We start from the raw sequence: 24,907 nt of genomic DNA, 5'->3' as shown, positions 1-24,907 counted from the left end.
CGTGCCTCGCAGAACCGACATCTCCAGCGTCCTGGTCATCGGCTCGGGCCCCATCGTCATCGGCCAGGCGTGCGAGTTCGACTACTCGGGCACGCAGGCCTGCCGCGTGCTCAAGGAGGAGGGCCTGCGGGTCGTCCTCGTGAACTCGAACCCCGCGACGATCATGACCGACCCGGAGTTCGCCGACGCCACCTACGTCGAGCCGATCACCACCGAGGTGCTCACCTCGATCATCGCCAAGGAGCGCCCCGACGCGCTCCTGCCGACGCTCGGCGGGCAGACCGCGCTCAACGCCGCCATCGCCCTCGACGAGGCCGGCGTGCTCGAGCAGTACGGCGTCGAGCTCATCGGCGCGAACATCCCCGCGATCCAGAAGGGCGAGGACCGCGAGCAGTTCAAGCAGGTCGTCGAGCTGTGCGGCGGGGAGTCCGCCCGCTCCCAGATCGTGCACACCGTCGAGGAGGCCGTCGCGGCCGCCGACGTCCTCGGCTATCCCATGGTCGTGCGCCCGTCGTACACGATGGGCGGGCTCGGGTCCGGTTTCGCGTGGGACGAGGCGCAGCTGCGCCAGATCGTGGGCCAGGGCCTGCACTACTCCCCGGTGACGGAGGTGCTCCTCGAGGAGTCGATCCTCGGCTGGAAGGAGTACGAGCTCGAGCTCATGCGCGACAAGCACGACAACGTCGTCGTCGTGTGCTCGATCGAGAACGTGGACCCGGTCGGCGTGCACACGGGCGACTCCATCACGGTCGCGCCGGCGCTGACCCTCACGGACCGCGAGTACCAGAGCCTGCGCGACATCGGCATCGCGGTCATCCGCGAGGTCGGCGTCGACACCGGCGGCTGCAACATCCAGTTCGCGGTCGACCCCGAGACGGGCCGGATCATCGTCATCGAGATGAACCCGCGCGTGTCGCGGTCCTCGGCGCTGGCGTCGAAGGCGACGGGTTTCCCGATCGCGAAGATCGCGGCGAAGCTCGCCGTCGGGTACACGCTCGACGAGATCCCGAACGACATCACGCAGGTCACGCCGGCGTCCTTCGAGCCGACCCTCGACTACGTCGTGGTCAAGGTGCCGCGGTTCGCGTTCGAGAAGTTCCCGGCCGCGGACCCGACGCTGACCACCACGATGAAGTCCGTCGGGGAGGCCATGGCGCTCGGGCGGAACTTCACCGAGGCGCTCGGCAAGGCGCTGCGCTCGATCGACAAGGGCGGCTCGACGTTCCACTGGGACGGCGAGCCCGTGTCCGGTGACGAGCTGGCGGAGCTCCTCGAGCGGATCGCGCAGCCGACGGAGAACCGCATCATCGGCGTGCAGCAGGCGCTGCGCGCGGGCGCGAGCGTCGAGCAGGTGTTCGACGCCACGAAGATCGACCCGTGGTTCCTCGACCAGATCCAGCTCGTCAACGAGGTGGCCCAGGCGGTGGCGTCCGCCGACGCGCTGACCGAGGACGTGCTGCGCGAGGCGAAGAAGCACGGCCTCTCCGACGTCCAGGTCGCGCGTCTGCGCGGCATGGGACCGGCGGGCGAGGCGACGGTGCGGGAGGTGCGCCGCGCGCTCGGTGTGCGCCCGGTCTACAAGACGGTGGACACGTGCGCGGCCGAGTTCGCCGCGCGCACGCCCTACCACTACTCGTCCTACGACCGCGAGACCGAGGTCGCGCCGCGCGAGCGCGAGGCCGTGATCATCCTCGGCTCCGGCCCCAACCGCATCGGGCAGGGCATCGAGTTCGACTACTCGTGCGTGCACGCGGCGCTCACGCTGCGCGAACGCTTCGAGACGGTCATGGTCAACTGCAACCCCGAGACGGTCTCGACGGACTACGACACCTCCGACCGCCTGTACTTCGAGCCGCTGACGTTCGAGGACGTCCTCGAGGTGTACGAGGCGGAGCTCGCCGCAGGCCCCGTCAAGGGCATCATCGTCCAGCTCGGCGGGCAGACGCCGCTGTCGCTCGCGCAGCGGCTCGCGGACGCGGGCCTGCCGGTCCTCGGCACGAGCCCGGAGGCGATCGACGCCGCGGAGGACCGGGGCGAGTTCGGCCGCGTGCTGACGGAGGCGGGCCTGCCCGCCCCGGCGTTCGGCACGGCACGCTCGCTCGACGAGGCGCGCGACGTCGCCGCGGGCATCGGCTACCCGGTGCTCGTGCGGCCGTCGTACGTGCTCGGCGGGCGCGGCATGGAGATCGTCTACTCGTCCGAGCAGCTCACGGAGTACGTCGAGCGGGCCCTCGCGGCCGCGGCGGCGGACGAGCGCACCTCGGGCGGTCTGCTGCCCGCGCCGCTGCTGATCGACCGCTTCCTCGACGACGCGATGGAGATCGACGTCGACGCCCTCTACGACGGCAGCGAGCTGTTCCTCGGCGGCGTCATGGAGCACATCGAGGAGGCCGGGATCCACTCGGGCGACTCGGCGTGCGTGCTGCCGCCCGTGTCCCTGTCGGAGGCCGAGATCGAGCGCATCCGCTCCTCGACCGAGGCCATCGCGGCCGGCGTGGGCGTGCGCGGCCTGCTCAACGTGCAGTACGCCCTGGTCTCCGACGTGCTGTACGTGCTCGAGGCCAACCCGCGCGCGTCGCGGACCGTGCCGTTCGTGTCCAAGGCGACGGGCACGTCGCTCGCCAAGGCGGCCGCCCGCGTCATGGCGGGGGAGTCGATCGCCGAGCTCCGCGCCGAGGGCGTCCTGCCCGCGGAGGGCGACGGCGGGAACCTCCCGCTGGACGCGCCGATCGCGGTCAAGGAGGCGGTCCTGCCGTTCAAGCGGTTCCGCACGGCCGACGGCACCGTGGTCGACACGGTCCTCGGGCCGGAGATGCGGTCCACGGGCGAGGTCATGGGCTTCGACCGGGACTTCCCGCTCGCGTTCGCGAAGTCCCAGGCCGCCGCCTTCGGCGGGCTGCCGACGTCGGGCCGCGTGTTCGTGTCGGTGGCGGACCGCGACAAGCGGTCGATCGTGTTCCCGGTCAAGCGCCTCGCGGAGCTGGGCTTCGAGATCCTCGCGACGGCGGGCACGTCGAGCGTGCTGCGCCGCAACGGGATCGCGTCCACGGTCGTGCGCAAGTTCTCCTCGGGCCGCGGGCCCCAGGGCGAGCCGACGATCGTCGACCTCATCACCGCCGGCGAGGTGGACCTGGTGATCAACACCCCGTCCGGCCAGGGTGCACGGGCGGACGGCTACGAGATCCGAGCGGCGACCACGGCGGCCGACAAGCCGATCGCGACGACGGTGGACCAGCTCGCGGCCGCCGTCCAGGGCATCGAGGCGGTCCTGTCCGGGCCGTTCGAGGTGGCGAGCCTCCAGGAGCACATGGCCGGCACGGGGCTGGCCGCGTCGGCCCGGCGTCCCAGCGCGGCGGCGGACCCGGCGAAGGTCGGCGCGTGAGCGCGGCGTTCGGCGCGCGGCTCGCCGCCGCGGTCGACGACCACGGCCCGCTGTGCGTGGGCGTCGACCCGCACCCGGGCCTGCTGGAGGCCTGGGGGCTGCCCGACGACGCGTCGGGCCTGCGCGACTTCGGCCTGCGGGTCGTGGACGCGGTCGGCGGCCGCGTCGCGGCCGTGAAGCCGCAGTCGGCCTTCTTCGAGCGCCACGGGTCGCGCGGTGTCGCGGCGCTGGAGGACGTCGTGGCGGCGGCCCGCGCTGCCGGGACGCTCGTCGTCATGGACGCCAAGCGCGGCGACATCGGCTCGACGATGGGCGCGTACGCGGACGCGTACCTGCGCGACGGCTCTCCGCTGGCGGCGGACGCGCTCACCGTCTCGCCCTTCCTCGGCGTCGGGTCGCTCGCCCCGGCGGTCGAGGCCGCCCTGGGGTCGGGCCGGGGGCTGTTCGTCCTGTGCCTGACGTCCAACCCGGAGGGCGCGACGGTGCAGCACGCACGGCGCGGCGCCGGCGCGGACGTGGAGACCGTCGCGGCCCACGTGGCCCGCGAGGCGGCGCGCCTCAACGCTCCCGCGGTCGCTGCCGGGGACGCGATGGGTTCGGTCGGCCTCGTGGTCGGCGCGACCACCGGTGACGCGGCGGCGCGGACGGGGACGGATCTCGAGGCGGTCGCCGGCCCGTTGCTCGCGCCCGGGGTGGGCGCCCAGGGCGCCGGCCCGGCCGAGCTCGCCGCGGTGTTCGGCGCGGCGCGACGCCAGGTGCTCGCGTCGAGCTCGCGCGGGGTGCTGCGGGCGGGCCCGGACGCGGCGGCGCTGCGCGCCGCCGCGCGCTCCGCGGCCGACGAGGCCCACGCCGCGCTGCGCGGCTGACGCGGACCCCCGCCGGCGACGCGCGGACGCCCTGTCGTTGCCTGCGACCCGGGGTGTCGCTACGTTCGTGGGGTCGGCAGTGCACGTCGGTGCAGGTCGTCCGGGTCGTCGGACGGTGCAGCACGGTGTTCCGAGGCCGGCGGTGAGGTCCATCCGCCTGACGACGATGAGGTGACTCGCGTGGCACTTCCACCCCTGACCCCCGAACAGCGCGCTGCGGCGCTCGAGAAGGCGGCGGAGGCCCGCCGGGTCCGCGCCGAGGTCAAGAACCGGCTCAAGTACTCCCAGGGATCCCTGAGAGAGGTCCTGGAGCGCGGCCGGACCGACGACGTCATCGGCAAGCTCAAGGTCGTCGCGCTGCTGGAGTCCATGCCCGGCGTGGGTAAGGTGAAGGCCCGGGCGATCATGGAGGAGATCGGGATCGCCGAGACACGTCGGGTGCGCGGGCTGGGTCCTCACCAGTCCGCGGCCCTCATCGAGAGGTTTGGCTGACATTTCCGCACATCCGTCCGAGCCGGCGTCGGTGCAGCCCTCCGGGGGGCCGTCGGTGCCGGTGCCCCCGTCCAGTCCTGCCCGCCTGACCGTCCTGGCCGGCCCGACCGCCGTCGGGAAGGGCACGGTGTCCGCGGACATCCGTGCCCGGTACCCGGAGGTGTGGCTGTCGGTCTCCGCGACGACGCGCGGGCCGCGGCCGGGCGAGGAGGACGGCGTGCACTACCTGTTCGTCGGCCCGGACGAGTTCGCCCGCATGGTCGCGGACCGCGAGCTGCTGGAGTGGGCGGTGGTGCACGGGCGCAACAGCTACGGCACGCCGCGGCGCGCGGTCGAGGACAAGCTCGCGGCGGGCGTCCCGGCGCTGCTGGAGATCGACCTGCAGGGGGCGCGCCAGGTGCGCGCGACCATGCCGGAGGCGCGGTTCGTGTTCCTCGCGCCGCCGAGCTGGGACGAGCTCGTCCGCCGGCTCGTCGGGCGCGGGACCGAGGACGCCGAGGAGCGCGAGCGCCGGCTCGCGACGGCGCGGGTCGAGCTCGCGGCCGAGTCGGAGTTCGACCACGTCATCGTCAACGACGACGTGCACCGGGCCACGGACGAGCTGGTGCGCGTCATGGGCCTCGAGCCGCGGCCCGCTGGGGTGGAGGCCGTGACCTCCCTGGCCGCGGCGGACGCCGAGGCGCGCAGCGAGTAGACTGGTCCGTCGGTCGTCCGCAGCCGTCACCGGCGCCGCGACGAGTACCGATCACCGATCACCACAGACCACACCGACAGCTGCAGCGACCGGCTGCAGGACCCGAGAACCCCACGGAGCGAACTGTGTCCGGAACCGTCGCCACCCCCGAGGGCATCACCGACCCGCCGATCGACGGACTGCTCGAGCACGTCGACTCGAAGTACGCCCTCGTCATCTACTCGGCGAAGCGTGCGCGGCAGATCAACGCGTACTACTCGCAGCTGAGCGAGGGCCTGCTGGAGAACGTCGGCCCGCTGCTCGAGACGCGCAACCAGGAGAAGCCGCTGTCGATCGCGATGCGCGAGATCAACGCGGGACTGCTGACGATCGAGAGCGTCGAGCCCGCCGAGGGCTCGCAGGACTGAGTCACCGACCGCCCCGTCCGGCACCTGCCGGGCGGGGCGCTCTCGTGCGCGAGGAGCCTTGATGAGGATCGTGCTCGGCGTGAGCGGCGGCGTCGCCGCGTACAAGGCGGTGCTGCTGCTGCGTCTCCTGCGGGAGCAGGGGCACCGGGTGCGCGTGGTGCCGACCGCGTCGGCGCTGCGCTTCGTCGGTGCGCCGACGTGGGAGGCGTTGTCGGGAGAACCGGCCACGGACCAGGTGTTCGAGGACGTCGAGCACGTGCCCCACGTGGCGCTCGGCAAGGGCGCCGACCTCGTCGTCGTCGCGCCCGCCACGGCGGACCTGCTCGCGCGCGCGGCGGCCGGCCGGGCGGACGACCTGCTGACCTCCACGTTGCTCACCGCCCGTTGCCCGGTCGTCATGGCCCCGGCGATGCACACCGAGATGTGGGAGCACCCGGCCACGGTCGCGAACGTCGCGACGCTGCGCGACCGCGGGGTGCACGTGATCGAGCCGGCGTCGGGCCGCCTGACCGGGGCGGACACGGGGCCGGGTCGGCTGCCCGAGCCGGAGGAGATCGCGCGCCTCGCCCTCGAGGTCGCCGCGAGCGCCGGCGGTTCGCCGGGCGGCGTCGTGGTGCCGCAGGACCTCGCGGGCCGGCGTGTGGTCGTGTCCGCGGGCGGCACGCGTGAGCCGATCGACCCGGTGCGGTTCATCGGCAACCGGTCCAGCGGCCGGCAGGGGGTCGCGCTCGCGCGCGCGGCGCGGGAGCGCGGCGCGCGCGTGACGCTCGTGGCGGCGAACCTCGCCGCCGACGTCCTCGCACCCGGGAGCGGGCTGGACGAGGTGGTCGCGGTGGAGACGACGGCGCAGCTGCGCGAGGCGGTGCGCGCGGCGGCGGAGGCGGCGGACGTCGTCGTGATGGCGGCTGCGGTGGCGGACTTCCGGCCCGCGACCGCGCCGGGCACGAAGATCAAGAAGGTCGCCGGCCGCGGGCCGGCGCCGATCGAGCTCGTGGAGAACCCGGACGTCCTCGCCGAGCTGGCGCACGACCGGCTGCGCGTGGGACAGGTGGTCGTGGGCTTCGCGGCCGAGACGGGCGACGCGGCCGGCTCGGTGCTCGAGCACGGGCGGGCCAAGGCGCGGCGCAAGGGCGCGGACCTGCTCGTGGTGAACGCCGTCGGGGAGGGCCGCGGCTTCGGCGTCGACACGAACGACGTCACCCTGCTCGACGGTGGGGGCGAGGTCGTGGCGCGGGCGTCCGGGTCGAAGCGGGACGTCGCGGACGCGGTGTGGGACGCCGTGCTGAAGGTCGCCGGCCCGCTCGACTGACAGCCCGGCGTCCCGGACGAGACGGCTGACGTGCCCGCCGTGCACAGCGCCGTGCAGGGCACGTCCGGGTACGCTCGGGGCCCGTCGGTCCTACAGCCGGCGCCGATGCCGTTCTGCCCGCAGGCGGAACAGCTCCTGTGCCCGTTGGTCGAGCGTCGGGTCGCTGGTCGGCTTCGTCGGCTGCTCAGCACGCCCTTCGAAGTCCCGCGCCATGTGTGACGACGCTGCCAGGACCGCGGGCGCCTCGGGCTGCGCGGGCCACGTGACGAGCAGGTACTCCTCGTGCGGTTCGGTCGCGATCAGGTCGTACCGCGCGTCCCGGTAGCGAGCATGGACCCGCAGCCGGAACCATCCCTCGTCTGGCAGACGGAGAGCGGACTGCGGGCCGGGAGCCGCGGCGTAAGGACCTGCGGCCACGACCGCATCAGCGTCTTCGTCGGGAGCACAGCTGATCTCGGCGACGTCCTCCCAGCCGTCGACGACGACGATCGGCGGCGCTGTCCGGCGGTCCACGGCGATGCTGACCGGACCTGCGACGATCCCGGTGAGGATGCGGGGCGCGCCTGCCTGGACGGCGACGAGCCCTCCGATGATGCCGGCGCGGTGGGGCGAGACGGCGCCACGGAGGTCGACACTGCGCTCGTCGGCCCTCGTCACGTACTGGATCTGCCCTACCCTGCTCATGTCGACCTCTCCGCTAGGTGTACCGACAGCCAGGCGACCGGCGTTGACGTAGACGGGTCCCCCTCGACGACCCGCAACGGCACGTACCGCGTGCTGTCCAGCAAGCTACCCGCCGGGGAGTCCTGGGTCATGTCGATCATGCACGCGCCGTGGCCCGGACCGGTCACACCAGTCGGAAGCGCTCGGGACCTTGCGCGGCGGAAGGTCCGCGCGGCGCCGCCGCCGGTCGATGTGCCCTCCGACGCGGAGGCGAACAGGTACTCGTCGCACGTCGTGCCGCCAGGCCTCGGCTTCGAGCAGGTGCAGCCCGAGCCGCGGATCTGCGTGTAGGCGTACGTCACCTGCGGGGTGGCGTGCGGCATCACACGGCTTTTCCTGACCCTGGCGGTGGTCGCACCGAACGGTCGCCTGTCGCACCGGAGGTGCTGAGGGCCGAGGCCGTGGGAACCGTCGGCGCACTGCCGTGCGGTCGCGAGGATCGCGTCGAAGCGGGCACGGCACGCCGGCGGCTGTCGTCCCGCTGGCCTGCGATGAGCCCGCCGGAGGAACGCTCCGGTCAGTGCGCGCCGACGGCGCGGGCCTGCTCGACGGCGGCGGCCGCCCCGGCGGTCCACGGCTCGCCGTGCCCGGGCAGGAGCGTGGTGGCCCCGGTCGCGGCGAGGGCGTCGAGGGAGCGCAGCGCCTGCGCGCTGTCGGCGGTCGCGGCGCCGGCGACGATCTGCGGCCCGGTGCGGGCGGTGTACGGGTCGAGCGTGACGAGGGCGTCGCCGGTGAGCAGCACGTCGCGCTCGGGCAGGTGCAGCGCGCAGTGCCCGTCGGTGTGCCCGGGCGTCGCGACGACGCGCGGCGCACCTGGCAGGGGGAGCTCGCCGTCGTCGGGCAGCGGACGCAGGTCCCGCACGCCGGGCACGCGCAGCGCGCCGGCGGCGACCATGGCGCCGAGGACGCGCACGGCGGCGGGGTGGCGCACGGGGTACAGGGCGCGCGCGTTCTCGTGGGCGTAGCGGTACGGGTGCGCGGCGATGTGCGCGTCCCCGGGGTGGAGCCAGGCCGGGACGCCGAGGGTGCGCCGGGCGCGGGCGAGGAAGCCGAGGTGGTCGAAGTGCGCGTGCGTGAGCACGACGCCGGCCACGTCGTCGGGGGTGCGGCCGAGGGTGCGCAGCGCGTGGCCGAGGTCGGCCCACATCGCGGGCAGGCCCGCGTCGACGACGAGCACGCGGCCGTCGTCGCCGTGCACGAGGTAGACGTTGACGTGGGCGCGGGTGAGCCGGTGGATGCCGTCGGCGACCTCGTGGAGCACGGTTTCCTCCTCGCGCGGACCGCCTCGGGTCCCGGGGCGTCCTCGACGGTAGGCGCGGGTCGGCGCCGCTCGCGAGCGGAACGCCCTGCGCGGACGCGTCTCGGTACGCGGACCGTGCGCCCGCGTGGCGGGACGGTGGGCGTCGCCCGGCCGGTAAACTGCGGATCATGGCTGATCTGCGTCTCTTCACGTCCGAGTCCGTCACCGAGGGGCACCCGGACAAGGTCTGCGACCAGATCTCCGACTCCATCCTCGACGCACTGCTCGCGCAGGACCCGTCGTCGCGCGTCGCGGTCGAGACGATGGTCACGACCGGTCTGGTGCACGTGGCGGGCGAGGTGACGACGGACGCGTACGTCGAGATCCCGCAGATCGTGCGCGACGTCGTGCGCCGCATCGGCTACACCTCGTCGGCGATCGGCTTCGACGCCGACTCGTGCGGCGTGTCCGTGTCCATCGGGCAGCAGTCTCCCGACATCGCGCAGGGCGTCGACAAGAGCCTCGAGGAGCGCGACGACGCCGGCGCCCACCACGACCCGCTGGACGTGCAGGGCGCGGGCGACCAGGGCCTGATGTTCGGGTACGCGAGCGACGACACGCCGAGCCTCATGCCGCTGCCCGTGTGGCTCGCGCACCGGCTCGCGGAGCGGCTCGCGCTGGTGCGCCGTGACGGAACCGTCCCGGGGCTGCGGCCCGACGGCAAGACGCAGGTGACGATCGGCTACGACGGCGACCGCGCCGTGTCCCTGGACACCGTGGTGCTGTCCACCCAGCACGACCCGGACGTGGTGCAGGAGAAGCTGCACCGGCTCGTCGCGGACCACGTCGTGGCGCCGGTGCTCGACGCGGCGGGCCTCGACCTGGACACGCGCGAGCTGCGCCTGTTCGTCAACCCGACCGGCACGTTCGTCGTCGGCGGACCCCGGGGCGACGCCGGTCTGACAGGACGCAAGATCATCGTCGACACGTACGGCGGCATGGCTCGTCACGGGGGCGGGGCGTTCTCGGGCAAGGACCCGTCGAAGGTGGACCGGTCCGCGGCGTACGCGACGCGGTGGGTCGCGAAGAACGTCGTGGCCGCAGGTCTGGCGCGCCGGTGCGAGGTGCAGGTCGCGTACGCGATCGGCAAGGCGCACCCGGTCGGTCTGTACGTCGAGACGTTCGGCACCGAGACCGTCCCGGTGGAGCGTGTCAGCGCGGCGATCCGTGACGTGTTCGACCTGCGTCCGGCCGCGATCGTGCGCGACCTGGACCTGCTGCGCCCGATCTACGCGCCGACCGCGGCGTACGGCCACTTCGGCCGCGAGACGGGGGACTTCACGTGGGAGCGCACGGACCGCGTCGAGGCGCTGCGGTCGGCCGTCTGACGGGCGGTCGTGCCCCGCTCCGCACGAGGGGGGTGACGGCGTCCGGAGCGCCGTCCTGCGTCCGGTCCCCGGAATCGGTCGTGGGGGCGGCTCGTGGTGGGATGGGCGCGTGAGCGGTGAGCACGTGTCGGCCCGGAACGCCGTCCAGGAGGCCGTGCAGGACGCGCTGCCGGGCATCGCGGTGCCCGAGCCCGCCCCGGCGTCGCGTACGGCGCGCGCGGCCGACGGCCCGGAGCTCGCCGCGGACCTCCCCGTCGCGCAGGTGGTGCTCGACCTCGCCCCGGCCCACCTCGACCGGCCGTTCGACTACCTCGTGCCCGCGACGATGGCCGACGCCGCCCGGCCGGGCGTGCGCGTCAAGGTCCGGTTCGCCGGCCGTGAGGTGGACGGCTACGTCCTGGAGCGCCTCGACCGCTCCGAGCACGACGGACGCCTGCAGCCGCTGCGTCGTGTCGTGTCGGCCGAGCCGGTGCTCGCCCCTCAGGTGCTGCGCCTCGCCCGCGCCGTCGCCGACCTGTACGCCGGCACGCTCGCCGACGTCCTGCGCCTCGCCGTGCCCCCTCGGCACGCCCGGGCGGAGCAGGGGCTCGCCGACCGCCCGGACGTGCCCGAGACGCCCGGTGCGCCCGAGACCGTGGCACCCGTGGCGGCGACGTCGGCGTGGGCGCCGTACCGGGCGGGCGCCGCGTTCCTCGCCCACCTCGCTCGCGGCGGGGCGCCGCGTGCGGTGTGGACCGCGCTGCCCGGCCTGGCCCCCCGCCCGTCGCCCGTCGCCACCGACGACGCACAGGCCCCGGGCACAGCCCTGGGCACGGCCGACCCGGCGGCGCAGGGCGAGGCCACGGGGCGCACGGGTCGCGCCCGCAGCCGCCGGGCGCAGGCCCCGCCGCCGGTCACCCACTGGGCGGCCGCCGTCGCCGAGGCCGTGGCGGTCGTCACCCGCCTCGGCCGCGGGGCGCTCGTCGTCGTGCCCGACGCGCGCGACGTGGACCAGGTGTGCGCCGCGCTCGACGCCGCCGGCCTGCCCGCCTGGGACCCGGCACGCGGGGGACAGGTCGTGCGCCTCACGGCGGACGAGGGCCCCGCCGTGCGGTACCGGGCGTTCCTCGCCGCCCGGCAGGGCCTGGCCCGCGTCGTCGTCGGGACACGAGCGGCCTCGTTCGCCCCCGTGACCGACCTCGGCCTCGTCGTGTGCTGGAACGACGGTGAGGGCACGCTCGCCGAGCCGCGCGCCCCCTACCCGCACGCGCGCGAGGTCCTCGCCCTGCGCAGCGAGCAGGAGGGCGCCGCCTACCTCCTGGGCGGGCACGGGCGCACCGTCGCCGCGCACGCCCTCGTCGCGCGCGGCTGGGCGCACGAGCTCGCCGCCGCCCGCGACGTCGTGCGCGCCCGCGCTCCCCGCGTGCGTGCCCTGACCTCCGTCGAGCTCGCGTCCGAGGGCCCCGGGGCGGCCGCCCGCATCCCGACCGCCGCGTGGCGCGCCGCCCGCACCGCGCTCGAGCACGGCCCCGTCCTCGTCCAGGTGCCCCGTGCCGGGTACCTGCCCGTCGTCGCGTGCGCCCGCTGCCGCACCCCCGCGCGCTGCACCGCCTGCCACGGCCCCCTGTCCCTGCCCGGCCCCGGCGCCGCCCCGCAGTGCACCTGGTGCGGCGCGCTCGCGGGCGGCTGGTCGTGCCCCGAGTGCCACTGGACCGGGCTGCGCTCGGTGCGGGTGGGGTCGCAGCGCACGGCCGAGGAGCTCGGGCGCGCGTTCACCGGCGTGCCGGTGCGCATGTCGGGCGCGAGCGCGCCCGGCGGGGTCCTGCCGTCCGTGGGGGCACAGCCCGCCCTGGTGGTCGCCACGCCCGGCGCCGAACCGGTCGCGGACGGCGGGTACACCGCCGCGCTGCTGCTCGACGCGGCGGTCAGCACCGCCCACGTGGCGCTCGACGTCGCGCAGGACGCCCTCGCCCGCTGGCTCGCCGCCGCGGCGCTCGTGCGCCCGGCCACCGACGGGGGGCAGGTCCTGCTCGTCGGTGACGCCGCGCCCGCGCCCACGAACGCGCTCGTGCGGTGGGACCCCGCCGGCCTCGCCGACCGCGAGCTCGACGAGCGCGCCGAGCTCGACCTCCCGCCCGCCGTGCGCGTCGCCGCCGTCAGCGGGGACCGTGCCGCGGTCGCCGCCGTCCTCGACCGCGTCGAGCTCGCGACCGCCGACACCGTCCTCGGCCCCGTCGAGGTCGCCCCCACGCGCCCGGACGACGCACCCGACCTGGCTGCCGGCGCCGCCCGTCCCGTGCGCGCCGTCGTGCGCGTCCCGTACCGTGACGGGCGCAGCCTCGCCCGCCAGCTCGCCGCCTCCCTCGCCGTGCGGTCCGCCCGCCGCGAGCCCGGCAGCGTGCGCGTCCAGCTCGACCCCAAGGAGATCCTGTGACCGCACCCGCGATGCGCCCCGGCCCCGCCGCGATCGACGCCGTGCTCTACGACTTCGGCAACGTCCTCGTCGGCTGGGACCCGTACCGCGCCTACGCGGGGCACACCCCGCGCGACGCCGTCGACACGTTCTTCGCCGACGTCGACTTCGCCGCGCTCAACCACGCGCGCGACGCGGGCGAGACGTGGGCGGCGGCGCGCACGCACGTCGGCGCCACGCACCCCGACCACGTCGACCTCCTCGACCGGTACGTCGAGCACTTCCCGGCCACGCTCACCGGCCCCGTGGACGGGTCCGCGGAGCTCGTGCGCGAGCTGCGCGGCCTGGGCCTGCGGCTGTACGGGCTGACCAACTGGTCCGCCGAGCTGTTCCACCACGCCGCCACGGCCGCGCCCGCGACGACGCTCATGGACGACGTCCTCGTCTCCGGACGCGAAGGTCTCGCCAAGCCCGACCCCGCGATCTTCCGGCTCGCGATCGGCCGGTTCGGCCTCGACGCCGAGCGCACCCTGTTCACCGACGACAGTCCCGCGAACGTGGACGCCGCCGCGCGCCTCGGGCTGCGCACCCACCTGTTCCGGGGCACGGCAGACCTGCGCGCCGCGCTGCGCGACCTCGGGGTCGACGTCGCACCACCGGCCACCTGAGCGCCCACCCGGGCACGCACCCGGGCACCGGCCCCGCACCGCCCGCCACCTAGACTCGGGCCCATGCGCCTGCTGTTCGCCGGAACCCCGGACACCGCGGTCCCGTCCCTCGACGCCCTCCTCGCCTCCCGGCACGAGGTCGTCGCCGTCCTCACCCGCGCCGACGCCCCCGCCGGCCGCGGGCGGCGCCTCGTGCCCAGCCCCGTGCGGGTGCGCGCCGAGGAGGCGGGCGTCCCCGTCCTCACCGACCGCCCGCGCGGCGAGGAGTTCCTCGCGACCCTGCGCGACCTCCACGTCGACGCCGCACCCGTCGTCGCCTACGGCGAGATCCTGCGCCCCGACGTCCTCACCGTCCCGCGCCACGGCTGGGTCAACCTCCACTTCTCCGTCCTGCCCGCCTGGCGCGGCGCCGCCCCCGTGCAGCGCGCCATCATCTCCGGCGACGAGGTCACCGGCGCCACGACGTTCCTCATCGAGGAAGGCCTGGACTCCGGCCCCGTGCTCGGCACCGCCACCGAGACGATCCGCCCCCGCGACACCGCCGGCGACCTCCTCGGCCGCCTCGCCACCTCCGGCGCCGGACTCCTCGTGGCGACCCTCGACGCCCTCGAGGACGGCACCCTGCGCCCCCAGCCCCAGCCCGCCGACGGGGTGACGCACGCCGCCAAGCTCACGCCCGCCGACGCCCGCGTCCGCTGGGACCTCCCGGCGCTCGCGGTCGACCGGCTCGTGCGCGGCTGCACGCCCGCCCCCGGCGCGTGGACCACCCTGCCCGGACCCGACGGCGCCCCGGTACGGCTCGGGCTGGGCCCCGTGACCCCCGAGCCCGACGTGAACGACCTGCGCCCCGGAGAGGTCCGCGCCGGCAAGAAGGACGTGCTCGTCGGCACGGCCACGCACGCCGTCCGCCTCGGCGACGTCGCCCCCGTGGGGCGCAAGCACATGCCCGCCGCCGACTGGGCCCGCGGCGCCCGCCTCGCCGACGACCTCGTCCTCGGAACGGAGGTCGCGGCATGAGCGCCGACCACGACTCCTCGAACGCGCGTTCGAACGGCGGTGGCGCGGGGGGCGGCGGCCCCCGGCGCGACGCCCGCGGCCGCCAGCGCGGCGCCGCACGCAGCCGCGGCGACGCGCGCCGCACCACCACGGCACCCTCCGAACGGCGCAAGGGCACCGACCCCGCCCGCACCGCCGCCTACGACGTGCTGCGCGAGGTCGACGGCTCCGACGCCTACGCCAACCTCGTCCTGCCCCCGCTCCTGCGCGAACGCGGCATCCGCGGCCGCGACGCCGGGTTCGCCACCGAGCTCGCGTACGGCACCCTGCGCCTGAGCGGCCGCTACGACGCGATCCTCGCGCGCTGCCTCGACCGCCCCCTCGACCGCCTCGACCCGCCCGTCCTCGACATCCTGCGCCTCGGCGCCCACCAGCTCCTCGCCATGCGCGTGCCCCAGCACGCCGCCGTCTCCGAGACCGTCGGCCTCGCCCGCGCCCGCACCGGCGCCGGCAGCGCCCAGCTCGTCAACGCCGTCCTGCGCCGCGTCGCCCACACCCCCCTCGACGACTGGCTCGCCCAGATCACCGCCGACGCCCCCGACGAGCTCACCGCGCTCGCGGACACCGGCTCCCACCCCGTGTGGGTCGCCCGCGCCCTGCGCGACGCCCTCGCCGGCACCGGCCGCGACCCCGCCGAGCTCTCCCGCCTCCTCGACGCCGACAACGACGCGCCCCGCGTCACCCTCGTCGCCCGCCCCGGCCTCTCCGACACCGACGAGCTCGCCGACCAGCGCACCACCCCCGGCCGCTGGGCACCCACCGCGCTCGTCCTCGACGGCGGCGACCCCGCCGCCTACGGCGCCGTGCGCGACGGACGCGCCGGCGTCCAGGACGAGGGCAGCCAGCTCGTCGCCCTCGCCCTCGCCGCCGCCCCCCTCGACGGACCCGACACCCGCTGGCTCGACCTCTGCGCCGGACCCGGTGGCAAGGCCGCCCTCCTCGGCGCCCTCGCCGCACAGCGCGACGCCCGCCTCGTCGCCAACGAGATCCAACCCCACCGCGCCCGCCTCGTCACCCAGGCGCTCGCGGCCGTGCCCGCGTCCGCCGTGGAGGCCGTGCGCACCGGGGACGGGCGCGACGTCGGCCAGGACGAACCCGGCGCCTACGACCGCGTCCTCCTCGACGCCCCCTGCACCGGCCTCGGCGCCCTGCGCCGCCGTCCCGAGTCGCGCTGGCGCCGCACCCCCGGCGACCTCGCCACCCTCACCGGGCTCCAGCGCGAGCTCCTCGCCTCCGCTCTCGACGCCGTACGGCCCGGGGGAGTGGTCGCCTACGTCACCTGCTCCCCGCACCTCGCCGAGACCCAGGTCGTCGTCGCCGACGTGCTGCGCCGCCGCGACGACGTCGAGGTCCTCGACGCCCCCGCCGTCGTGCGCGACGTCGTGCGGCCCGACGCCCCCGACACCATCGACCTCGGCGACCGCCGTGACGTCCAGTTGTGGCCGCACGTCCACGGCACCGACGCCATGCACCTCACCCTCCTGCGGCGCATCTGACCTGCTCACCGAGCGGATGTCAGGATATCCGGCAACGATCCGTGCCATGATAATCGGGCATCGTCGACCAGCAGACCGGGAGGCACCGTGGCAGCGCACCGGACCAACGCGCGCAGCGCACGCGACATCGGCGCTCACGTTCGAAGGGTCCGACGAGCGCGGGGAGTGACGCAGGCCGAGCTCGCCGACGAGATGGGCATCACGCGGCAGTACCTCTCCGAGCTGGAGAACGGCGTCGACAACCTGTACATCACCCGGCTCTTCGAGGTCCTCGACCACCTCGACATCACCCTCAGGCTCGAGGAGCGGCCGTGAGGCGCACCGAGGAGCTCGACCTCTGGCTGTACGGGACGCACACCGCGCGACTCACGCGACGACGAGACGACCGCGTCGACCTCACGTGGACGGACGACGCCTACGAACGATGGGGCGTCGGGGCGCGGACGCTCTCCCACCTCCTCCCCATGGAGCCAGGAGAACCACCTCACCCCGCGCGGGCGACAGCGTGGCTCGACGGCCTCATGCCCGAGGGGCGCACCCGGGACCAGATGGCCATGGAGGCGGCCGTCGACCCCGAGGACCACCTCTCCTTCTTCACCGCCTACGCAGGCGACACCATCGGAGCCGTCGAGCTGCATCCTCCGGGACGCCCCGAGCCGCGCCCTGCCCCCGCCGAACGCCTCGACGACGCCGGTGTCGCCGCGCTCCTGCGCGAGGGCGGCGCACGCTCCGGCGGAGTCGGGCGCAGCGAGCGCCTCACCAGCTCCCTGCCCGGCATGGAGCCCAAGATCACGCTCCTCCACGACGACAACGGCTGGGCCCGCCCCCACGGTTCCGCACCCACCACGCACATCCTCAAGGTCGCCCGCCCCTCGGACTCGCCGACCGCGGACCTCGTCAACACCGAGGCCGCCGCCCTCGACCTCGCCCGCCGCATCGGTCTCACCACGATCGACGCCCACGTCACGGAGTTCGACGGCGAGCGCGCGATCGTCGTCTCCCGCTACGACCGCGTCCCCGACCCCCACGACCCCACCGCCACCGCACGCCTCCACCAGGAGGACACCGCCCAGGCCCTCGGCATCAACACCCGCGACCCCGAGCGCAAGTTCCAGCACGGACGCCGCTTCCCGTCCCTCACCGCCATCGCCCGCACCCTGCGCGACGACGGCACCCGCCCCGACCCGCTCCTCGCCCTCACCACGTTCAACCTCGCCGTCGGCAACACCGACGCCCACGCGAAGAACATCTCCCTACTGCGCCACGCCGACGGCACCGTGCGCCTCGCCCCGGCCTACGACGTCTCCATGCACCTGCACCACGCGCACGCGTCCCGCGTCTTCGCCATGGACGTCGCCGGCGAACGCGACATGGACACCCTCACCGGCGAGCACCTCGTCGCCGAGGGCGCCTCCTGGGGCCTGCCCCGACGCCGCGCCCACCGCGTCGTCAGCCAGACCCTCGAGGCGCTCGCGGACGCGCTCGGCGCCGTCGACCGTTCCGCGCACCCCGGCGTCGACCGGCACGCGTGGCGCACCGTGGAGCAGCGCGCGCAGGGCCTGCGGCGGAGCCTCCCGGGCGCGTGAGGGCGCCCGGGCCGAGCGTCAGGCCGGGGCGTCCAGCGCGCGCTGCAGGAGGACCGTGTCGACCCAGCGGCCGTGCTTGGACCCGACGGCGGTCAGGCGGCCGACCTCGACGAATCCGAGCCGCCGGTGCAGCGGCAGGGACGCCGCCGCCTCGGGCACGTCGGCGACCACGGAGACGACCTGCCGCGCACCTGCCCGGGCCGCGGCGTCGAGCAGGGCCGTGAGCAGCGTCGTGCCGAGACCTCGCCCGGCGAACCGGGGGTCGAGGTAGATGGTGTCCTCGACGGTGTGGCGGTAGGCCGCCTTGGGCCGCCACGGGCCCGCGTACGCGAACCCGGCCACCTCGCCGTCGACGTCGGCGACGAGGAACGGCAGGCCGCGTCCCGTGAGGTCGTCGTGCTTGGCGGCCCACTTCGCGACGTCCCACGGCTCGGTCTCGAACGTCACGGCGGTGTCGCGCGCGAACGGGGCGAAGATCTCCGCCACCCGGGGCAGGTCGGCCGGGACGAGGGGGCGAACGGACGCCCGCGGCGCGCGTGGCGGGGGAGGGGAGTGGTCCACCGGACGAGGGTACGGCCGTGCGCCCTACGCTGGCCCCATGTCTGCCCTCATCGCCCCGAGCATCCTGTCCGCCGACTTCGCGAACCTCGAGCGGGACCTCCAGGCCATCTCGACGGCCGACTACGCGCACGTCGACGTCATGGACAACCACTTCGTGCCGAACCTCACGCTGGGGCTGCCCGTCTTCGAGCGGCTCGTCGAGGTGTCGCCGGTCCCGGTGGACGCGCACCTCATGATCGAGGACCCGGACCGTTGGGCACCGGCGTACGCGGAGGCGGGCGCGGGGTCCGTGACGTTCCACGCGGAGGCCGCGACGGCGCCCGTGCGGCTCGCGCGCGAGCTGCGCCGCATCGGGGCGCGGGCGGGGGTGGCGCTGCGGCCGGCGACGCCCGTGGAGCCGTTCCTCGACCTCCTCGGCGAGATCGACATGCTCCTCGTCATGACGGTCGAGCCGGGGTTCGGCGGGCAGTCGTTCATCGACGGGACGCTCCCGAAGATCCGGCGGGCGCGCGAGGCCGTCAGCGAGGCGGGGCTCGACGTGTGGATCCAGGTCGACGGGGGAGTCTCGCGGTCCACCGTCGAGCGCGCCGCGGACGCCGGCGCGAACGTCTTCGTCGCCGGCTCGGCCGTGTACGGGGCGGAGAACATCCCTGGGGAGATCCAGGCGCTGCGCGACCTGGCGGACGGCGCGCACGCGCACTGAGAGGCGCTCGGCCGCCCTCGAGACGTCTAGTCATTCCTCGAAGAAATAGTGTGCCAAGCGCACATCACCCCTCACCACCGACAGCGACAGCTCACCACCAGCCCGGAGGGCGCGGGGAGGCGTCGCGGCGACGGCCGATCACGAGCTGCACGAGCGGTGTGGCATCCTGGACGGCAGCAGTACGCACGAACGTGCTCCGGGGTCGGTGCAATTCCGAGCCGGCGGTGACAGTCCGCGACCCGCGCCCTACGCGCGGTTGACCTGGTGGAACTCCAGGACCGACGGTGACAGTCCGGATGGGAGGAAGCACGTGCGGCGCGGTCGTCCCCGAGGGGACGGGTCCGTCGAGCACTCGACGAGCCCGCACCCGAGGTGACCGGCCTCGCCGTGGTGAGCGACGGCGTCGACCCTCACGGGTCGCGACGCCCCGACGCCCGCCCTCGCCCCGGAGTACCCGTGCCCGGAGGAGCGAGGGACATGGGCCCGCAGCAGCTGACGATCGACGCCGCGATGACGCGCGCGCTGCAGCTCGCCGCGCGCGGCCCGGCGTACGGGCCGAACCCGCGCGTCGGGTGCGTCCTCCTCGCCCCGGCCGACGACACGGTGCCCGTCTCCGAGGGGGCGGCCCCGGACGCGCTCGACCCGCGCCCGCGCACGGTGCTCGCCGAGGGCTACCACCAGGGCGCCGGGACGCCCCACGCCGAAGCGGCGGCCCTCGCCGACGCGCGCGACCGCGGCGTCGGCGTCCGCGGTGCGACGGCCGTCGTCACGCTGGAGCCGTGCGCCCACACGGGCCGCACCGGTCCGTGCGCGGACGCGCTCGTCGCCGCGGGCGTGGCCCAGGTCGTGCACGCCGTCGACGACCCGAACCCGCTCGCGCGCGGCGGTGCCGCGGTGCTGCGTGCCGCGGGCGTCCGGGTCGTGCGGGGGCTGCGGGCCGCGGAGGGCGCGGCGCTGCTCCACGTGTGGCTGACGGCCGTGCGGCGCGGCACCCCGTACGTGACGCTCAAGACGGCGACGACGCTCGACGGCTTCGTCGCGGCGGAGGACGGGACGAGCCGCTGGATCACCGGCTCCGAGGCACGCGCGCACGCCCACCGGGTGCGCGCCGCCGTCGACGCGATCGCGGTCGGCACGGGCACGGTCCGCGCGGACGACCCGGCGCTCACCGCGCGCGTCACGGGCCACGACGGCGTCGAGCGGCTCGCGGAGCACCAGCCGTTGCGCGTCGTCGTCGGTCACGGCGGGATCCCCCCGCGGTCGCGCCTGCGGGGTGACGGAGGCCCGCTCCTGCACCTGCCCACCCACGACGTGGCGGAGGTGCTGCGCGCGCTCGCCGCACGCGAGGTCCGGCACGTCCTCGTGGAGGGCGGCCCGACGCTCGCGACGGCGCTCCTGGCGGCGGGTGCCGTGGACGAGCTCCACGCGTACGTCGCCCCGGCGCTGCTCGGTGCGGGCCGGCGAGCGGTCGGCGACCTGGGCGTGCGGACGATGGCCGACGTGCGGCGGTTCCGCACGGTGGAGGTGCGGCGCGTCGGCGACGACGTGCTGATGGTGTCGAGGTCTGTGCGATGAGAGGCAGGGATGTCCGGATGTTCACGGGGATCGTCGAGGAGATCGGCACGGTGCGCGACATCGCGTTCCCGGGCGGCGAGGGGACGGACGCCGTCCTGGTGGTCGAGGGGACGTTGGCGACGTCGGACGCGGCGCCGGGTGACTCGATCGCGGTCGACGGCGTCTGCCTCACGGTCCGGGACCTTCCCGGGGACGGGACGTTCACGGCCGACGTCATGCCGGAGACGCTGCGGCGCACGACGCTCGGGCGCCTGGTCGCGGGCTCGCGCGTCGACCTCGAGCGGGCGCTCCGGGCGGACGCCCGCCTCGGCGGCCACGTGGTCCAGGGGCACGTCGACGGCGTCGCGACGCTCGTGAGCCGCGACCCGGGCGACCGCTGGGACGACCTGCTCTTCTCCGCGCCGGCGTCTGTCCTGCGGTACGTGGCCGAGAAGGGCTCCGTCGCCGTGAGCGGCGTGTCGCTCACCGTCACGCGGGTGGACGACGAGACGTTCGGCGTCTCGCTCATCCCGACGACGCTCGAGGCGACCGTGCTCGGCGACCTCGCCCCCGGGGACCCGGTGAACGTCGAGGTCGACGTGATCGCCAAGTACGTCGAGAGGCTCCTCACGACAGGGGCGGCGTCATGACCGGCGGGGCCGGCCGCCGGAGCGCTCAGGCCGCGAGCGCCGGTGCGTCGTCGGGTGCGCAGGTGCGGCTGGGGACGGTCGAGGAGGCGCTGGCGGCGATCCGTGCGGGCCGGCCGGTGCTGGTGGCGGACTCGCCGGACCGTGAGGACGAGGCGGACGTGGTGTTCGCGGCGCAGGGTGTGTCGGCGGAGTGGGTGGCGTGGACGATCCGGCACTCGTCGGGGTACCTGTGCGCGCCGATGCCGGCGGGGCGGGCGGACGCGCTGGAGCTGCCGTTGATGGTGCCGCACAGCCAGGACCCGCGGAGGACGGCGTACACGGTGACGGTGGATGCGGCGTCGGGGGTGTCGACGGGGATCTCGGCGGAGGACCGGGCGCGGACGCTGCGGGTGCTGGCGGACCCGTCGTCGGGGGCGGGTGACCTGATCCGTCCGGGGCACGTGCTGCCGCTGCGGGCGGTGCCGGGGGGTGTGCTGCACCGTGCGGGGCACACGGAGGCGGCGGTGGACCTGGTGCGTCTGGCGGGTGCGGGCGAGGTCGGCGGGATCGCGGAGCTGGTCCACGACGACGGGACGATGATGCGGTTGGGCGACGCGGCGGCGCTGGCGGAGCGGGAGGGGCTGGTGCTGCTGACGATCGCGGAGCTGGCGGCGTGGCGGCGTGAGCACGACCCGGTGCCGGCGGGCGGTGGGCGTGCGGAGCGGGAGCGTGCGGTGCGGCGGGTGCACCGGACTGCGGAGGCGGAGCTGCCGACGGCGTACGGCCGGTTCCGGGTGATCGGGTACCGGGACCTGCGGACGGGGGCGGAGCACGTGGCGCTGGTGCCGGCCGCGGGGACGTCGGGCGCCGGGGGAGTCGGTGGGGTGCCGTCGGTGGACCCGGAGCGGGGTCCGGCGTCGGAGGGCTCGTCGCCCCCGGTGGTGCGGGTGCACTCGGAGTGCCTGACGGGGGACGCGTTCGGGTCGTTGCGGTGCGACTGTGGTCCGCAGCTGCAGGCGGCGATGGAGCGGGTGGCCCGGGAGGGTGGTGCGGTGGTGTACCTGCGGGGGCACGAGGGCCGGGGCATCGGGTTGCTGGCGAAGATCGGGGCGTACGGGTTGCAGGACGCGGGGCTGGACACGGTGCAGGCGAACCTGGAGCTGGGGTGGCCGGCGGACCGGCGGGAGTACGGGGCGGCGGCGGCGGTGCTCGCGGACCTGGGGCTGTCACGCGTGACGTTGCTGACGAACAACCCGGCGAAGGTGACGGGTCTGGTGGCGCACGGCGTGGACGTGGTCGGCACGGAGCGGCTCGAGGTGGGTCATGGTGCGCACAACCGGGCGTACCTGCAGACGAAGAAGGTGGCGATGGGTCATCTGCTGGAGACGGTGGAGGCGCCCTCGGGCGTGCTGGCCGAGGACGACGTGGAGGAGGGGCGATGAGCGGTGCGGGTGCGCCGTCGATCCGGGTGGACGGGTCGGGGCTGCGGGTGGTCGTGGTGGCGGCGAGCTGGCACACGGAGGTGATGGACGGTCTGCTGGCGGGTGCCCGCCGGGCGCTGGCGGAGGCGCGCGTGTCGCACGTGACGGAGGTGCGGGTGCCGGGGTCGTTCGAGCTGCCGGTGGCGGCGGCGCGGGCGGTGGAGCACGGTGCGGACGCGGTCGTGGCGCTGGGCGTGGTGATCCGGGGCGGGACGCCGCACTTCGACTACGTGTGCCAGGCGGCGACCATGGGCCTGACGGACGTGAGCGTGCGCACGGGCGTGCCGGTGGGGTTCGGGGTGCTGACCTGCGACGACGAGCAGCAGGCGCTGGACCGTGCGGGGCTGCCCGGGTCGAGGGAGGACAAGGGCGCGGAGGCGGTGGAGGCGGCCGTGGCGACGGTCGTGGCCCTGCGGTCGCTGTGACGCGCGTCGCCGGCCCGAGGACGCCCGGTGGGCGGACCCGTGACGGCCGGGCCGGGGTGGGCCGATACCCTGGCTCGGTGAAGACGTTCGAGTCCCTGTTCGCCGAGCTCTCCCAGAAGGCCACGACGCGACCCGCCGGATCCGGCACGGTCGCCGAGCTGGACGCCGGGGTGCATGCGATCGGGAAGAAGGTCGTCGAGGAGGCGGCCGAGGTGTGGATGGCGGCCGAGTACGAGGGCGACGAGAAGACGGCGGAGGAGATCTCCCAGCTGCTCTACCACCTGCAGGTCCTCATGCTGGCGAAGGGCCTGAGCCTGCAGGACGTGTACGAGCATCTGTGAGCGGCCGCGCCCGTGAGCGCCCTGCTCCGGGCCGCGAGCGCCGCTCGTCTCGCTCTCGTCCTGGTCCCGTTCCGTGCCTGTCCCTGCCGTCCCCCTGAACGAAGGTTCCTCCATGCTGCGTATCGCCGTCCCCAACAAGGGGTCACTGTCCGAGCCCGCCGTCGAGATGCTGCGCGAGGCGGGGTACCGCCAGCGTCGTGACTCGCGCGAGCTCGTGCTGGCCGACCCGGACAACGACGTCGAGTTCTTCTTCCTGCGTCCTCGCGACATCGCGGTGTACGTGGGGTCGGGGACGGTCGACGTCGGGATCACGGGTCGTGATCTGCTGCTGGACTCGGGTGCGGACGCGGTCGAGCACATGCAGCTCGGGTTCGGGGGGTCGACGTTCCGGTACGCGGCCCCGGCGGGGACGATCTCGTCGTTGGAGCAGGTGCAGGGTCTGCGGGTGGCGACGTCGTACGAGGTGCTCGTCGGTGAGCACCTGCGCTCGCACGGCGTGGACGCGACGGTGGTGCACCTCGACGGCGCGGTGGAGTCGGCGGTGCAGCTCGGTGTCGCGGACGTCGTCGCGGACGTCGTCTCGACGGGGACGACGCTGCGGGGTGCAGGCCTGGAGGTGTTCGGCGACCCCATCCTCGTGTCGGAGGCCGTGCTGATCCGTCCGCGCGCCGTCGCGGAGGCGGACGTGCCGGCGGGCGTGGAGGTGCTGAGCCGGCGTCTGCAGGGCGTGCTGACGGCCCGGCAGTACGTGCTCATGGACTACGACGTGCCCGTGTCGCTCGTCGAGCAGGCCGTCGCGATCACGCCGGGTCTGGAGTCGCCGACGGTGTCGCCGCTGCACGACCGGGACTGGGCGGCGGTGCGCGCCATGGTGCGGCGTGACCGCACCAACCAGGTGATGGACGCCCTGTACGACGTGGGCGCCCGCGCGATCCTCGTGACGCGGATCCACGCCTCGCGTCTCTGAGCAGCGTGGGACGGTGACGGCATGAGCGGCGCGTCGCGCCCCGACGCGGCGGGAACGGATCCGTACCGGGTCTTCCGCCCGCGGTTCGGGCTGCTGTCGGCCTGGTTCACCGGCGTCGTCGTGGTCGGCGGGTGCGTCCTGGTGGGGCTCACCGCCACGGGGCCCATGGGTGCGGCCCCGGTGAACCGGATCTCCGTCGCGGTGTTCGCCCTGTTCGCCGCGTGGCTGCTGTGGCGCCTCGGGGGCGTCCACGCCACGCCGACACCGCGGGGCCTGCGCGTGCGCAACGTCATCTACGCCCGCGAGCTCGCGTGGGCCGAGATCGTGTCGGTCCGCCTGGCCAGCGGTGACCCGTGGGTGCACCTCGACCTCGCCGACGGCTCCACCCTTGCCGTCATGGGCATCCAGACGGCCGACGGCGCCCGTGGGCAGGCCGAGGCGCGTCGTCTCGCCGCGCTCGTGCAGGCGCACGGCGAGGCCGCCGAGCACGACGACCTCTGACCCGCACCCGGCGCGACGCACGAGGCCCCCTGCCGTGGCAGGGGGC

The 24,907-nt window shown here is 75.2% G+C and carries 24 protein-coding genes and 1 riboswitch; of the genes, 21 read left to right on the top strand and 3 right to left on the bottom strand.

Annotated features, from left to right (window positions below):
* Position 1: 1 nt before the first annotated feature.
* The 6 genes from carB to coaBC all read left to right on the top strand — a co-directional run bounded on the left by carB (position 2) and on the right by coaBC (position 7,150).
* Entirely contained in the window at positions 2-3,382 is a 3,381-nt protein-coding gene (carB, locus tag ACFTZA_RS12020) for a carbamoyl-phosphate synthase large subunit (RefSeq protein ID WP_378194771.1), read from the top strand.
* Entirely contained in the window at positions 3,379-4,248 is an 870-nt protein-coding gene (gene pyrF, locus ACFTZA_RS12015; RefSeq protein ID WP_378194768.1) for an orotidine-5'-phosphate decarboxylase, read from the top strand. The genes carB and pyrF overlap by 4 nt, the downstream gene beginning before the upstream one ends.
* A 180-nt stretch (positions 4,249-4,428) precedes the next feature.
* Entirely contained in the window at positions 4,429-4,740 is a 312-nt protein-coding gene (gene mihF, locus ACFTZA_RS12010; RefSeq protein WP_378194765.1) for an integration host factor, actinobacterial type, read from the top strand.
* 61 nt (positions 4,741-4,801) lie between these two features.
* Positions 4,802-5,434 carry a guanylate kinase gene (gmk, locus tag ACFTZA_RS12005; protein WP_378195072.1) on the top strand — a complete coding sequence of 211 codons (633 nt, stop codon included), beginning with the start codon at positions 4,802-4,804 and terminating at the stop codon, positions 5,432-5,434.
* Positions 5,435-5,559: 125 nt separating this feature from the next.
* The gene (rpoZ, locus tag ACFTZA_RS12000; RefSeq protein WP_378194763.1) at positions 5,560-5,841 is read left to right on the top strand and encodes a DNA-directed RNA polymerase subunit omega; all 282 of its coding nucleotides are present in this window, start codon (positions 5,560-5,562) and stop codon (positions 5,839-5,841) included.
* 61 nt (positions 5,842-5,902) lie between these two features.
* Positions 5,903-7,150 carry a bifunctional phosphopantothenoylcysteine decarboxylase/phosphopantothenate--cysteine ligase CoaBC gene (gene coaBC, locus ACFTZA_RS11995; RefSeq protein ID WP_378194760.1) on the top strand — a complete coding sequence of 416 codons (1,248 nt, stop codon included), beginning with the start codon at positions 5,903-5,905 and terminating at the stop codon, positions 7,148-7,150.
* A 90-nt stretch (positions 7,151-7,240) separates the two neighbouring features.
* On the opposite strand, the gene ACFTZA_RS11990 is transcribed toward coaBC, so the two are convergent.
* The gene (locus ACFTZA_RS11990; RefSeq protein WP_378194757.1) at positions 7,241-7,834 is read right to left on the bottom strand and encodes a hypothetical protein; all 594 of its coding nucleotides are present in this window, start codon (positions 7,832-7,834) and stop codon (positions 7,241-7,243) included.
* A 556-nt stretch (positions 7,835-8,390) separates the two neighbouring features.
* Positions 8,391-9,134 (bottom strand): MBL fold metallo-hydrolase, encoded by a 744-nt coding sequence (locus ACFTZA_RS11985; RefSeq protein ID WP_378194754.1) that lies wholly within the window; start codon positions 9,132-9,134, stop codon positions 8,391-8,393.
* A gap of 167 nt (positions 9,135-9,301) precedes the next feature.
* Between ACFTZA_RS11985 and metK the strand changes: the two genes are divergently transcribed.
* The 7 genes from metK (at position 9,302) to ACFTZA_RS11950 (ending at position 17,699) form a co-directional block, all read left to right on the top strand.
* Positions 9,302-10,501: a methionine adenosyltransferase gene (gene metK, locus ACFTZA_RS11980; protein ID WP_378194751.1), complete on the top strand. Its 1,200-nt coding sequence runs from the start codon at positions 9,302-9,304 to the stop codon at positions 10,499-10,501.
* Positions 10,502-10,610: 109 nt separating this feature from the next.
* Positions 10,611-12,914 carry a primosomal protein N' gene (locus ACFTZA_RS11975; RefSeq protein ID WP_378194748.1) on the top strand — a complete coding sequence of 768 codons (2,304 nt, stop codon included), beginning with the start codon at positions 10,611-10,613 and terminating at the stop codon, positions 12,912-12,914.
* Complete coding sequence (locus tag ACFTZA_RS11970; RefSeq protein ID WP_378194745.1) at positions 12,911-13,561, top strand: HAD family hydrolase; 651 nt, start codon at positions 12,911-12,913, stop codon at positions 13,559-13,561. The genes ACFTZA_RS11975 and ACFTZA_RS11970 overlap by 4 nt, the downstream gene beginning before the upstream one ends.
* A 63-nt stretch (positions 13,562-13,624) precedes the next feature.
* Positions 13,625-14,578 carry a methionyl-tRNA formyltransferase gene (gene fmt / locus ACFTZA_RS11965; RefSeq protein ID WP_378194742.1) on the top strand — a complete coding sequence of 318 codons (954 nt, stop codon included), beginning with the start codon at positions 13,625-13,627 and terminating at the stop codon, positions 14,576-14,578.
* Positions 14,575-16,113, top strand: coding sequence for an RsmB/NOP family class I SAM-dependent RNA methyltransferase (locus tag ACFTZA_RS11960; protein ID WP_378194738.1), 1,539 nt, complete (start codon positions 14,575-14,577; stop codon positions 16,111-16,113). Before fmt ends, ACFTZA_RS11960 begins: the two co-directional genes overlap by 4 nt.
* 87 nt (positions 16,114-16,200) lie before the next feature.
* Positions 16,201-16,428, top strand: a complete 228-nt coding sequence (locus ACFTZA_RS11955; RefSeq protein ID WP_378194735.1) for a helix-turn-helix transcriptional regulator — start codon at positions 16,201-16,203, stop codon at positions 16,426-16,428.
* Positions 16,425-17,699, top strand: a complete 1,275-nt coding sequence (locus ACFTZA_RS11950) for a type II toxin-antitoxin system HipA family toxin (protein WP_378194732.1) — start codon at positions 16,425-16,427, stop codon at positions 17,697-17,699. Before ACFTZA_RS11955 ends, ACFTZA_RS11950 begins: the two co-directional genes overlap by 4 nt.
* A gap of 18 nt (positions 17,700-17,717) precedes the next feature.
* Here ACFTZA_RS11950 and ACFTZA_RS11945 read toward each other — a convergent pair whose 3' ends face one another.
* Positions 17,718-18,260, bottom strand: coding sequence for a GNAT family N-acetyltransferase (locus tag ACFTZA_RS11945; RefSeq protein WP_378194729.1), 543 nt, complete (start codon positions 18,258-18,260; stop codon positions 17,718-17,720).
* A gap of 37 nt (positions 18,261-18,297) precedes the next feature.
* On the opposite strand from ACFTZA_RS11945, the gene rpe reads away from it, so the two are divergent.
* The 8 genes from rpe (at position 18,298) to ACFTZA_RS11905 (ending at position 24,861) form a co-directional block, all read left to right on the top strand.
* Positions 18,298-18,963 (top strand): ribulose-phosphate 3-epimerase, encoded by a 666-nt coding sequence (rpe, locus tag ACFTZA_RS11940; RefSeq protein WP_378194726.1) that lies wholly within the window; start codon positions 18,298-18,300, stop codon positions 18,961-18,963.
* Between the two features lie 187 nt (positions 18,964-19,150).
* Positions 19,151-19,277: riboswitch (FMN riboswitch) on the top strand.
* Between the two features lie 163 nt (positions 19,278-19,440).
* A complete protein-coding gene (gene ribD, locus ACFTZA_RS11935) occupies positions 19,441-20,538 on the top strand; it encodes a bifunctional diaminohydroxyphosphoribosylaminopyrimidine deaminase/5-amino-6-(5-phosphoribosylamino)uracil reductase RibD (RefSeq protein WP_378194723.1) in 1,098 nt (365 codons plus the stop codon).
* Between the two features lie 17 nt (positions 20,539-20,555).
* Positions 20,556-21,167, top strand: coding sequence for a riboflavin synthase (locus tag ACFTZA_RS11930; protein WP_378195069.1), 612 nt, complete (start codon positions 20,556-20,558; stop codon positions 21,165-21,167).
* Positions 21,164-22,588: a 3,4-dihydroxy-2-butanone-4-phosphate synthase gene (gene ribB, locus ACFTZA_RS11925; protein WP_378194720.1), complete on the top strand. Its 1,425-nt coding sequence runs from the start codon at positions 21,164-21,166 to the stop codon at positions 22,586-22,588. Before ACFTZA_RS11930 ends, ribB begins: the two co-directional genes overlap by 4 nt.
* Complete coding sequence (gene ribH, locus ACFTZA_RS11920; protein WP_378194717.1) at positions 22,585-23,052, top strand: 6,7-dimethyl-8-ribityllumazine synthase; 468 nt, start codon at positions 22,585-22,587, stop codon at positions 23,050-23,052. The genes ribB and ribH overlap by 4 nt, the downstream gene beginning before the upstream one ends.
* Before the next feature lie 77 nt (positions 23,053-23,129).
* Positions 23,130-23,393: a phosphoribosyl-ATP diphosphatase gene (locus tag ACFTZA_RS11915; RefSeq protein WP_378194714.1), complete on the top strand. Its 264-nt coding sequence runs from the start codon at positions 23,130-23,132 to the stop codon at positions 23,391-23,393.
* Between the two features lie 112 nt (positions 23,394-23,505).
* A complete protein-coding gene (hisG, locus tag ACFTZA_RS11910; protein WP_378194711.1) occupies positions 23,506-24,360 on the top strand; it encodes an ATP phosphoribosyltransferase in 855 nt (284 codons plus the stop codon).
* 21 nt (positions 24,361-24,381) lie between these two features.
* Complete coding sequence (locus tag ACFTZA_RS11905; RefSeq protein ID WP_378194708.1) at positions 24,382-24,861, top strand: PH domain-containing protein; 480 nt, start codon at positions 24,382-24,384, stop codon at positions 24,859-24,861.
* The last annotated feature ends 46 nt before the right edge of the window (positions 24,862-24,907 follow it).

The organism is Cellulosimicrobium sp. NPDC057127 (assembly GCF_042670945.1).
In the GTDB taxonomy this organism is placed as follows: domain Bacteria; phylum Actinomycetota; class Actinomycetes; order Actinomycetales; family Cellulomonadaceae; genus Cellulosimicrobium.
This window is presented reverse-complemented; position numbering and strand designations above follow the sequence as displayed.